The following is a 13,454-nucleotide window of genomic DNA, read 5'->3' on the forward strand; positions in this document are numbered from 1 at the left end:
AGGAACTAAGACACAATAGATAGACATTATGTCTTAATCCCTATATTTTATATTTCTAATCCAACCATCTTCATAAGAAATTGTGCATTTGTTGTTGTAGCCTTACCTTTTTTTATTTTATAATCAAAAACTATATTATCATTTTCATATCCTTCACTAAAATGATAGTTTTCAATTCTACTATTTTCATCTAAATGACATAATTCAAAATCATGAGTAGCTATTCCTCCAATAATCCAAGGTCTATCTAAAGTCTTAACCACCGTTTCTGCTCCCACTATTCTATCTAAAGAATTTGTTCCTCTAAATATTTCATCCATGAGGAAAATCATCGGCTTCTCTTCTTTACTAAAAGCTATAATTTCCTTTATTTTTAACAATTCAGCATAAAATGTAGAAATTCCTTCTCCTAAATTATCTCCAATCCTCATTGATGTGAAAATATCCATCATAGAACAATTCATTGATTCTCCACAAATTGGAGCACCGGCATATGCTAAAACCATATTTATACCTATAGTTCTAAGTATAGTGGTTTTTCCTGCCATATTTGAACCTGTTATAATGAAAATTTTATTACTTATATTAATATCATTACATACACGTTTTTCTCTATTGATTAGTGGGTGTCCTAAACTTTTACCTTCTACAATACCTTGTTCTTCTTTAAATATAGGAAACTTATTACACTCATCTGTATGAATTAATACACTTAAGCTTGCAAGCATTTCAATCTCACCTATATATTCAAGAATCTTATCTATACCCACGCCATAATTTCTTCTCCATTTTTCTAGATTATATATAAATCTATAATCTAAAAGTAATATTAAATTTAATGGAAAATAAATTAATGTATTATTTCTTATCGCAATCTTTCTTGATACTTTTTCTAAAGCTTCTATAGACTTCTTCCCACCATTTTCATCTATAGCTATCTTTTTTGATAATTCCTTTAAGTATGGTGCATGAAAATCTTCTTTTTCTATAACCTGTATAATATTTTTATATGTAGTTAAATCATCACTATAAATACCTACTTCATCTAAGTCCTTTGAAAACTTCATAGCCCCATAAATATTAAATAATATTTGCACCACAAATAATCCTACTGCAATATAAGATACTAATTGCATTTTAAGGAATAAATTGGTTATAAGAATTGCTATAAGGACAACTGGGATATATCTTACTATAGAAATGAACCCAACCTTCTCCGCAAAATTTTTTCTAGAAGAAAAATCTATTAATTCATCTGGTTTTTTTGTTATACCTGATGATTTTATTCCAGATGCCTCTAACTTTTGAACAAAATCTAATTTTTCACCTAAATCTTTTACCGCTTGTTGTCTTTTTACTATCTCTCCTATAGAATCATGAGGTCCTAATAAAACATTCGCTAACTTTTCTCTTCCTTTGAACGTATTTGTAGTATTTATAAGTTGAAAAAGTGAATTCCTTCCTACTATATCTAGATCCATACCATAGAAATGGTCTTCTTTACAATACTCTTCACCTTTATCAGTAAATGACTTCCAACTCCCAGAAGCCCTATCTTCATATTTTTTATTAACTTCTATTAATCTTTCTATCCACTTTAACTCTTTTATAGCTATACTATGTTTATAAACAAAATATACAAATGTTAATACTAATATAACTAGTATTACTCCTCTTAAAAGAGTATATCTATCAAAAAATATTGTGCATAATATAATAGCTATAGCAACCATAGTTAATCCTCTAAAGTTGGATAATGAATTACTTTTTTTCTTTGCATTATTTCTTTCTAGTTCTAACTTATCAGCTTTTTCCTTAAATCTCAATTTTTTATTACCCCCAAATATATTTCTATATATAATTATACCCTAAAAACTATAAATATCCTCCTATTTTATTATAAAAGTAATAATATAATAAATATTTAACATAATTCTAGGGGATACTGGTAATAGTAAGGAGGGTTATTTTTGAAAATTAAATTCACTTTAATATTTTTAGTAAGTATACTTTTTTCTTTTGCTTTTATAAATAATTATTCACTTGCATCAGAAAATACTACTATTGAAACTATAGAAGATTTAAAAAAATATAATATTATTTCAGAATATAATGAAGATGTTACCGGTGATAATATCAATGACAAAATTTTATTATTAGCTATAAATATTGAAAATACTGATGACATCAAATCTTCTGTTAAAATTTGCGTTATAGATGGTGCAACATCAAAATACGTAATAAAATGTCCAGGGTATTTTGACAGTGGATATAACCCTAAAATATCTTTTGGAGATATAAATAAGGATGGTATAAAAGAAATATTAATTTCCATAAACAGTGGAGGTAGTTGTAGTTTCTCTTTTCAAAACATACTATCATTTAAAAATTTAGTACCTTCTGAAGTTATTGATAGTAAAAAATTTAATCGTGGTCTTAATTATATAGTTACTCTTAAAGATAACTATTATTATGAAGTTAAAAATTTAGAATTAAATAAGCTCTATGGTCTTAAACTTAAAAATCCTTCAAAATATCCTAATGCCTACGATGCTAAAGGTACTATAACCTCATCAGTGATAGGTTCATATATACCTGGATATTATAAAGCAGAATTAGTAGATGTAGATAAAGATGGTATTGTAGAATTAGTAACATATCAAAAAATAATAGGTTTTTCTAATGATAACACCATAGCAATAGCAGAAGGAATTTTTAAATACGAAAATGGATCTTTACAACTAAAAGACTTAAAAATAATAAGCGTTTAACAGGGCACAGGAATATTTTACTTTGTATATCTTTTAAATACAATTTATTCTTATGATGTATTTTAACTATAAATTAATTGTTTATTTCAATAATAAAAATAAAGGAGTTGAAGCAGAATAATTTAACTAACTGCTTCAACGCCTTTATTCATAAAGCTTGTATCACTTGTCAATCTTATATCCAACGCCCCATACCACTTTTAAATATCTTGGTTCTTTAGGGTTTATTTCTATTTTTTCTCTTATTCTACGTATATGAACTGCTACTGTATTTTCTGAATTGTAAAAAGGTTCTTCCCATACTCTTTCATAGATTTCTTCTATAGGAAAAACACGTCCTGTATTCTCCATTAAAAGTGCTAGAATTTTGAACTCCATTGGTGTAAGTTTAACTTCTTCACCATTTATATGTACCTCTTTTGTTTCATTATTTAAAACCAGTCCTCTTACCTCTATTTCATTAGAATCTTTAGTTTCTTTTTCATAAGTTCCAAGAGTAACATATCTTCTCATTTGCGCTTTTACTCTAGCTACTAATTCCAAAGGGTTAAATGGCTTTCTAATATAATCATCAGCTCCAACATTTAATCCTAATATCATATCAACATCTTCAGATTTAGCAGTTACCATTATTATAGGTATATTTCTACTTTCTCTTATCTTCATAGTTGCATTTATACCATCTAAATTAGGCATCATTACATCCATTATTATCAAATGTATATCTTCATTCTCTAAAATTTGAAGAGCTTTCATTCCATCTTCTGCTAAGTAAATATTGTATCCTTCGCTTTTTAAATATATTCCTATAGAATCTCGTATGTCTTTTTCATCATCTACTACTAAAATATTTTTACTCATCTTTTCCCCTTTTCAAATTCTAAGGTTATTTTGAACAAGTCACCATCTATATCTACCTTTACTTCACCTTCTTGTGAATCCATTAAAGATTTTACAATGGAAAGACCAAGTCCAGCACCTTCTGTATTTCTTGATTTATCTCCACGAGTAAATCTTTGTAATGCTTCTTCTCCTGTTATATCTAAAGGATATTTAGAAACATTTTTTACTGATAATACTATTTTATCAAACTCTTCTCTCATTTCCAAATATACTCTAGTACCTTCCATTGCATATTTCATTATATTTGTAAAAATATTTTGTATAATTCTATGACATCCTTTTTCATCACCTAAAATTATAGCTTCTTTAATAATATTTGTTCTTAAAGTTAAATTATTTTCTTTTAACTTCCCACTATAATTATCAATTTCTTTAATAATTAAATTGCTTAAATCTATTTCTTTTAACTCTAACTTATACTCAGCAGTATTTAATGTATCAATTAATGCTTTAAGTCTCAAGGAATTTTTGTTTATTCTGTTTGTATAGTCATCTCTTTCTTCATCTGTAACATCTTTATTTCTTAGTATATCTACATAATTTATTATAGATGTTAGTGGAGTTCTTATATCATGTGAAATATTAGTTATAAGCTGACTCTTGAAATTTTCTTCCTTTACATTTTCCTTATAAGCTTTATCTAAAGATAGCTTTAATCCATCTAAATTATTAAAAGTTTCTGCTAAATATAAACTTTTTATTTTCTTATTATACTTTGTACCTAATAGTAAGGAATTGCTCTTATTATATAAAAACCAAGTTTCCCTAAGCAATTTTATTCCTATAGGAGCTAATACAAGAAATAAAATTAGTATATCAAAAAACGAAATTCCAAAAATAATATAATATACATTACCATATATAACCATCGAAATTAGCACCATTGATACTCTAAGTGCTAAATATACCGTTGATCCTTTTATAATAAAATTCATCAATTTATTTTTCTTAAAAACTGTTTTTGTAGAATTAAAAATCTTATATAAAGCAAAATCCTCAATTATTAACTTTTCATTTTTAAATGACTTTATTAAATCTTTAAGTATAAATGTTGATATATATAATGCAATAGTAGACATAAGACTTATTAAAAAGCTATTTATAAAATATTCATTCCCTATACCAGCTAAAAAGGATAATATAGAATTACTTAAAGCATATCTTCTAACATTTACGTATATATAAGATATAAACATACTTAATAAGCCAAGAAGCAATACTATTTTTGCATCATATGGAATATTAAACTTAACATTACTTATAATTGTTTTTCTTTTCATTAATATAAAGGATAATAATGAAATTACTGCTAAAACTATTAAAATTACAATTCCTTTCAGTATTCCATTATTTATAGGATATATATTTACTGTACCTCCATAAGAATCATAAAATACACCACTTTCCACACTTGAAATATATGCTATATAACCACAAAAACAATTTAATAAAAGAGAACTAGATATTAAAAACATTATAGTTTCAAAATTTACTTTATTATTTTTCATTATCTTCTCCTCCTTTATTCAAAACTTTCAACATTATAGTAATCTTCACCAAATCCCCATCAACTAATATATCAACATCACCATTTTGTGCCTCTATTAAAGCCTTTGATAATAGTAGTTGATTGCTGCCATCATCACTAATAGCTTCTAAAATATTAACTTTATCATCTAAAACAACCTCTTCTCTAGAAATATACTTAATTTCTAGAATTCCATTTTTATCTCCAGCTATAGTATCTATATAAATTCTAGTATTTTTAAAAGCTTCCTTGACTATAATATTCATCAGATTATCTAATGCTTTGAAAAATTTCTCCCCATCTAATCTGCTATAAAATACTTCTTTATTATGTCTTATAAGTTTTAATTGATTCTTCTCTATCTCATCTTCATATTCACCAATAACCTGATCCAAAAGATTAGCTACATTAACATCAAATAAATTCAATTTTAATGTATTTGTATTAGCTTTTGATATCTCAAATAATCTATCTACAGATTCTTTAAGTTCATTAGATTCTATCCATAACTTATCTAAATTTTCTTTAATATCTTTTTTATCAAAAATATCTTTAGAGTACCCAACCATATTTTCTACCGGTTCTATTAGCTGCTCTGCCATATTTTCAACTACTTGTTCTTTAAAATCTTTATTACTACTTGTTGAAGTAACTTTTTCTTTTATACTTTCTTTTATTGAATTTATATTTTTTATTATTATATCAATAGGAATCATCCCTACTTCATCCATTTTCTCATAGATCTTTTTATTGCTTCTACTAGTGCAATTGTTAATATAAGTAAATCCATCTATTAATTTTGCTATTATAGGAATTATTACAACAAAACATATAACAATATATACAACTATAGCTAACATATAATTACTATTATTAAGAACATTGAATATTATTATAAAACATGCTATACCAACTGCTACTAACATATAATATCCTTTTAACTTAGCATTATCCTTTAAATTTAAATATAATGATTTTTCTAATTCCTTTTTTCTAAATTCCTTTGATAAAACAATATTTAATCCCCACCAAATAAGCATAGTAACAATAACTATAAGAGCTCCTTGTGCCAATATCTTTATTACACCAGAAATATAGCTATAAGTACTAATATTAATTCCTTTCTTATTACATATATGTGACAATATAGAATATGCTAATCCTCTATTACTTTGAATATAGTTATTTAACATAGCCACCAGTGAAGATGCAATAACTATTTTTATTTCAATAAATAAATTTATATTTGTAACTTCAGCAAATTCAATTTTATTAGATTTAATGAGATATCTTATTAATAAAAATCCAATAAATAATATTGCTAGTAAAGATATCAACATTACTGTAATAATTCTATTAAATTCATTATAGGAACTAGATATCTTATACATATTTGCCTTTACTACTTCTGGTTTTGCCCATGTATATATTACACCTTTACCCTTTAGTCCCTTTTTCACATGATCAATCATACTATCTTTATTCTGACTAATGGACTGCTCTTCTGACTTTAAAACTTTGACCATTTTTACGTCTTTTTTAGTATCGTTTTTATATTCCTCAACTAAATCTTTATTATACTCTCCATCATATTCATCATAATAATTATATCTTTCTTGTATTTCACTCCAATTTTCTGGTTCTTCTTTCTCTCGTATTATATCTCCATTAAGATATGAAATACTTTTATCATTAATAAGAGTTTTTAGTAACTCTTCTCCATCAAGATTTTTTGCATCTTTTACATTGGAAACTACATTAACTTTTCCTTCGCCATCAGTAAATCTAATATAATAATTTATAGTATTTGTATCTATTAAATTATCAACTTTCTTATCAATATCATCAAAAGAATTTTTCTCTGTAATATGATCGGCTATAGCATTATCTGCTATACTTGCACCTGCATTATAAGAAATAAGCACTGAAGTATCACCATTTACACCTATCCCAGTAACATCAAGAGTATCAATATAATTTATAGATAGCCCTATAGTAAAAACTAATATAATACTCCATATTCCCATCAGTAATCTAATAAAATTTTTCATACGTTATCACCTTAACTCCACTATACAAAATAAAATCATGCTTATTATAAATACTAATCCCATTATACTATAATATTGTTTTCTAATAGTAACCTCCATAAAAAGTCCCCCCTTATCATTCTCTATACTTATATAATACAGAATAAATCTTACGATAAAAGTGATAAAGTTCTTAAGACTTTCTTAAGATAATTCTTAAGTTCTTCTAAATCATTAAACTTTTCATTATCTATACCATTTCTTTTTCGCTAATAGTAATATCTTTTATTCTATCTATTAATTCTATAAAATAAAGGGCATTACACAATATCTACTTGTAAAATACTGCGTAACACCCATATATTTTAATCTGTTTTATAGTATATTAATGCACTATAAAATTATTAATTATTTAAATTATCTTTATATTTGTCTGTTTCTATTTTGTCTTTATATATCTTTTTCAACTTAGCTTCTACACCATTAGTAAGAACATCTTGTCTTAATTGATATTTAAGTCCAGTTTCTCTATCAATAATTTGAATTAAGAAATATCCAAATTTTAGATTTCCATCATCATCTTTAGTAGACTCTATTATATCTGATTTTTCACCAACATTTAAGTTTTTCACAGCTTCAACAAAATTAGCATCTATATTAGACATCTCATCTGAATCTGTATCAATAAATCCAAAGAACCCACCATTACTTGCTCCTGAATCTGTTGAATAAGTTGATGCTATTTCATCAATTGATTTTCCTTCGTCTAATTCTTTCTTAGCAGCTTCAATTTTTTCTTTATCTGTATTTACGATATAAAGAACAGCTTTTTGATTTTCCATAGCATCGTAATCTTCTTTATTATCTTCTTTATACTTTTCCATTGCTGACTCATTAGAGTTTACTTCTAATAAATGTTCTCCAACAAGTTTAGAATAATACATTTCTCCCAATACATTTTTCATTTCATCTAAAGTAAGATTAAATTGAGCTTTTGCTTTTTCTTCAAAATCATCATCAGTAGCTCCTAAAGCACTTTTATAATAATCCATTTGATCATCAATATAAGTTTCTTTATCCTTATCATTAACTTTTATATCATTATCTTTTATATACATTTGTACTAATTCATTATATACTAATTCATCTAATTTACTTTGCTTTGCAGATTCATAATATGATTTTGCTGTATCATCTTTAAGATAATCTTCTCCATAATTCTCTATTAATGTTGCTTCATAATCTTTTAAAGCATCGTCAATTTGTGATCTTTTTATGACAGTATCTCCAACTGTTGCAACTACTTGTTTTCCTTTTGCCTTATCAGTCTTTTCTAGCATACTACATGATGTTAATCCCATAGTTGCAATTATTAGCCCAATAGCAATAACTGTATTTCTTATTCTTTTCAATTTTATTTCCTCCACCTTCTTTGTCTTATATGATATACATTGTTCCATAATACCTTATAATACAGAAAATTTTACGTATCATTATAAAACATTAATCTTTTCCATAAATAAAATCAGTATAACTCTTGTAGATTATACCGTGCTTTTATGTCATTTTCATGTCAATTAATCTCTCCTAAAATACATGAAAACTTTTTCATCATTTAATAATTATATCATATATTTAATAAGATACAACAAAATTAAAAAAAGGGATTCGCCAACGAACTTAATCGTTATTGCGACATCCCAATTTTTATCATAACTAAATTAATAAACTATCTACCTTTAGCTACTTCTATTCTAACTCTACGTCCATTAACTCTCTTGCCATTACATTTATCCATTATAGATGTTAACACTCTTTCTGAAACATCTACAAAGCTAAACTTATCAAATAAATCTATTTCGCCTACATCTTCCTTATAAACATTAGCTTGGTTTAATAAATTTAAAATTGTTTTCGGATTTACTCTATCTATCTTTCCTACTGATAAGAATAATCTTACTTGTTTTGATTTAGATGAACTTATTGAGTTCTTTGTATAATCAAAAGAAACTTCTTTATTATAAATCATACTCATTAATGCAGCTGAAACTTCTATAAGATTATATTCTTCGTCTAATTCAGTTACCATAGGAACGAACTTTTTGTAATCTTCTCCCTTTAAAGTTTCTTGCACTCTCTCACATATGTTTTTATATTTAGCATAGAATATATCATCAATTGTTGGAATTTCTTTTCTTTTTATTTTACCTTTAGTAGTTCTTTCTATTTGCTTTAATGTCATATACTCTCTAGCAGTAACTAAAGTATATGCAATACCTTCTCTATTAGCTCTTCCTGTTCTACCAATTCTATGAACATAACTTTCAGTATCTTGTGGTAAATCATAATTTATAACATGTGATACATTTTCTACATCAATACCTCTTGCCGCAACATCTGTAGCTATTAAGAATTCTAAACTTCCCTCTTTAAATTTTCTTAAAGTATTCATTCTATGGTTTTGTGTCATATCCCCGTGCATTCCTTCGACACTATAACCTCTACTTTGCATTGATTCTACTAACTCATCAACACCTCTTTTAGTTTTACAGAATATAATTGCAGCTGTTGGCTCATCTACATCTATAACTCTACATAATGTTTCAAATCTATCTTTATTCTTTACTTCAAAATAGAATTGGCTTACTGTTGATCCTGTAATAGTATTTTTTACGATTGATATATGTTGAGATTCTGGTTTCATATATCTCTTAGCTAACTTCTTAATTTCAGCTGGCATTGTTGCTGAAAATAGTAATGTTTGTCTTTCCTTGTTTGCGCCTTTTAATATAGCTTCGATATCATCAATAAATCCCATGTTTAACATTTCATCAGCTTCATCAAGGATTAAAAAGTTTAATTTTGAAAGATCTATAACTTTTTTATTTATTAAATCTAGAACTCTTCCTGGAGTACCTACGATTATATCAACACCTCTTTTTACAGCTTTTATTTGTCTATCTATTGGTTGCCCACCGTATACTGGTAATATTCTTGTTTTTGAATGTTTTGATATTCTTGCTAATTCATCATTTACTTGTATTGCTAATTCTCTTGTTGGAGCTAATACAAGACACTTTATGTGGTTACCCTTAGGTATATTACTAATAACTGGTGCACCAAAAGCTAATGTCTTACCAGTTCCTGTTTGTGCTTGACCGATAACATCATGACCTTCTAATAAAACAGGAATAACTTTTTCTTGGATTTTTGAAGGTTCTTCAAAGCCCATTTCATCTATAGACTTTAAAACATTTTCGTTCAACCCTAATTCTTTAAATTTTATGTTTTCCATTAAATTTCCTCGTCTTTCAATTAATATATATAATAATTTTATTTTCTACACGCTACCCTCTATAATAATACATTTCTTTAATATTTGCTAGTAAAACTTTATTTTTTATCTAATCTATCTAACAATTTAGAGAATATAACTTGTAATATTGGCATAACAACTGCTGCTAAAATTATTATCGCCACTGAAATAACTATGAAAATAAATGGAACCATTTTTAAGTTAAATATTTTTTGTGTTATTGGTAATATAAATGCACCTACAAATGCAATTAGCATAGATAAAAATAATATTGCTTTAAATCCATTAAATGGTCTTGATACATCTATTAATATTATAAGACCTATTCCACCAGCTATCATTACTGCAATAGTCCTACTTTCCATTACTCCTAATCCGCTAAAGATAGCAAATAAATATGTTCCAACAGTAAATAATGCAAATATCAATGCATTTGGTAATGATATATTTAATATTCTTCTCAAAAACCCCTTTTTTACTACCTCTTTATTAGGAGAAATCGCTAAAAAGAATGATGGAATTCCTATAGTTATTGAACCTATTAGTGTTAATTGTATTGGCTCAAATGGATATGGTAGTACTATAATACAAAAAATTATAGACATAATAAGAGAAAAAAATGCTTTTGATAGATACAAATTTGAAACTCTCTCTAAATTGTTAATCATTTTTCTTCCTTCCTCAACTACTTTAGGCAATGCACTAAAATTAGAATTCAGAAGAACTAATTGCGCTACTGATCTTGTAGCATCGCTACCTGATGCCATAGCTATTCCACAATCAGCTTCCTTTAAAGCTAAAACATCATTAACACCATCACCAGTCATAGCTACAGTATTATTATTATATTGAAGTGCTTTTACTAAATTCTTTTTTTGATGTGGTGTTACTCTACCAAAAACACTATATTCTTTAACAATAGCTGCTAATTCTTCTATATCATTAGGTAATTTTCTTGCATCAATATATTTATCAGAATTTTTAACCCCAACTCTTTTAGCTACAGCAGCTACAGTAACTGGATTATCACCAGAAATCACTTTTATTTCAACACCTTGATGCTCAAAATATTTTAGCGTACTTGGTGCTTCCTCTCTTATAATGTCTTCTAACGTAATTAAAGCCATTGCTTCTATATTATTCGGTAGCTTTTCTGTTATATTTTCTTCTTTAAAATGTGCTAAAACTAATACTCTTCTTCCTTTTTTAGCTTCCTCTTCCACCTTATCCTTAATATAATGATATCTTTCTTTTAATACCATCTCAGGCGCTCCAATAATCCAAGATCCCATTCCTTTTAAACTAGCACCACTCCACTTTCTTGATGATGAAAATGGAATAACCTTTTTCACTTCAATATTACTATTTTTAGGATACTTATTCATAAGCGCTACTTGAGTAGGATTATTACTTGGAAATGCATGTGCTAATGTTGACATAACGTTATCTATATTAAAATTAGATAACATTCTAATATCTGTAACTTCTAAAATCCCTTCTGTAAGAGTTCCTGTCTTATCTAAACATAATACATTAACTCTTGCTAAAACCTCTGTTGCTGGCAATTCTTGAACAACTGTTTTATATTTAGATAAAGTTATTACTCCAACCATAAAAGTAACGCTAGTCAATAGTACTAATCCTTCTGGAACCATACCTATTATTCCTGCAACAGCTGCAATTGCAGCTTCATCCCACTTCTTTCCACTAAATATTATTTGTGTACCCATTAAAAGTGTTCCTACAGGTATAATTAACCATATAATTACTTTTATTATCTTATTTATAGCATCTTGCATTTCAGAATTTATAGTTTTAAATTTCTTTGCCTCACTTGCAAGCTTGGCAACATATGTATTAGAGCCAACATTGGTAACTTTAAAATAACCTTTTCCCGCTACGACAAAACTACCTGATAAAATTTTGTCACCTTTCTTCTTCAATATTGGTTCTGACTCTCCTGTTAATAATGATTCATCAACTTCAAATTCATCTTCTCCAATAACAACTCCATCAGCTACAATCTGATCTCCACTTTCTAATAAAATAATATCATCTTTAACTACATCCTCTATGTTTAACTTTACGCTAATGCCATTTCTCATTACAGTAGCCCCTATACAACTTAACACTGATAATTTTTCTAATGTTATCTTCGATCTTACCTCTTGAAATATTCCTATTACAGTATTGGTAAAAATCACCATAGAAAAAAGAGCATTTTTAGGTGAACCTGCAATACATACTACTATTGCTAATATAAGATTTAACCCATTAAATAATGTAAATACATTTGCTTTAACTATTTGAGCTATTGTTCTTGATGGCGTCTTCGGTAAAATATTTACTTGTCCTTTATCTATTCTTTCTTGAACTTCTTTATCATTTAACCCTAAAATTTCTAACGGATCCTCTACTCTTAAATTTTTCATGCCCCCACCTTCCTCATATAGTTAGTATAACAAAATTTGTTACACATATTAACTATATTCTTCTAACTTAATTAAACCTTAAGTTTATTTACATTTTCTTACATTTTAAGTTGTTTTATTTGTATTTTTTTCAATATAAAGTAAAAAAGAGAAATTTTTTTACATAAGTCTATTTACAAATTTAATCCAATAATGTATTATAAATGTACAGCATAAATTTGAATTGTAGTTTTCAATTGACATATTCCCCGAAAAACTGCACCACATCTCCCCGGTGTAGTTTTTCTTTCTTTTTTGGCAAAAATAATATACAACTTGTATATGAAATAAAAAAGGAGGTATCACATTAACAAATTAAAATGGTACCTATAACATGGACACATAAAAAAAGAGTGTCTAGTTTATAGGTACTTTTTTATGTATAATTAAAATTATCTTGGAGGAAATAGTGGATATGAGTAAAATTAAATTTTC

The 13,454-nt window shown here is 26.8% G+C and carries 8 protein-coding genes; 1 reads left to right on the forward strand and 7 read right to left on the reverse strand.

The genetic code is table 11. The annotated features are described in order from the left end of the window. Positions 1–47: 47 nt before the first annotated feature. Positions 48–1,826: a MutS family DNA mismatch repair protein gene (locus tag KQI30_RS09870; protein ID WP_216463135.1), complete on the reverse strand. Its 1,779-nt coding sequence runs from the start codon at positions 1,824–1,826 to the stop codon at positions 48–50. Positions 1,827–1,970: 144 nt separating this feature from the next. Between KQI30_RS09870 and KQI30_RS09875 the strand changes: the two genes are divergently transcribed. Further along, positions 1,971–2,771 (forward strand): hypothetical protein, encoded by an 801-nt coding sequence (locus KQI30_RS09875; protein WP_216463136.1) that lies wholly within the window; start codon positions 1,971–1,973, stop codon positions 2,769–2,771. 162 nt (positions 2,772–2,933) lie between these two features. Here KQI30_RS09875 and KQI30_RS09880 read toward each other — a convergent pair whose 3' ends face one another. The 6 genes from KQI30_RS09880 to KQI30_RS09905 all read right to left on the reverse strand — a co-directional run bounded on the left by KQI30_RS09880 (position 2,934) and on the right by KQI30_RS09905 (position 12,980). Further along, positions 2,934–3,632 carry a response regulator transcription factor gene (locus KQI30_RS09880; RefSeq protein WP_216463137.1) on the reverse strand — a complete coding sequence of 233 codons (699 nt, stop codon included), beginning with the start codon at positions 3,630–3,632 and terminating at the stop codon, positions 2,934–2,936. Further along, positions 3,629–5,182: a sensor histidine kinase gene (locus tag KQI30_RS09885; RefSeq protein WP_216463138.1), complete on the reverse strand. Its 1,554-nt coding sequence runs from the start codon at positions 5,180–5,182 to the stop codon at positions 3,629–3,631. Before KQI30_RS09885 ends, KQI30_RS09880 begins: the two co-directional genes overlap by 4 nt. Then, positions 5,172–7,253, reverse strand: a complete 2,082-nt coding sequence (locus KQI30_RS09890) for a hypothetical protein (protein ID WP_216463139.1) — start codon at positions 7,251–7,253, stop codon at positions 5,172–5,174. Before KQI30_RS09890 ends, KQI30_RS09885 begins: the two co-directional genes overlap by 11 nt. A 383-nt stretch (positions 7,254–7,636) precedes the next feature. Then, positions 7,637–8,644, reverse strand: a complete 1,008-nt coding sequence (locus KQI30_RS09895) for a SurA N-terminal domain-containing protein (protein WP_216463140.1) — start codon at positions 8,642–8,644, stop codon at positions 7,637–7,639. Between the two features lie 317 nt (positions 8,645–8,961). Beyond that, complete coding sequence (locus tag KQI30_RS09900; protein WP_216463141.1) at positions 8,962–10,527, reverse strand: DEAD/DEAH box helicase; 1,566 nt, start codon at positions 10,525–10,527, stop codon at positions 8,962–8,964. Between the two features lie 98 nt (positions 10,528–10,625). Continuing rightward, the gene (locus KQI30_RS09905) at positions 10,626–12,980 is read right to left on the reverse strand and encodes an HAD-IC family P-type ATPase (protein WP_216463142.1); all 2,355 of its coding nucleotides are present in this window, start codon (positions 12,978–12,980) and stop codon (positions 10,626–10,628) included. Positions 12,981–13,454 lie beyond the last annotated feature (474 nt).

This window comes from Clostridium bornimense (assembly GCF_018917145.1).
Taxonomy (GTDB): domain Bacteria; phylum Bacillota; class Clostridia; order Clostridiales; family Clostridiaceae; genus Clostridium_AN; species Clostridium_AN bornimense_A.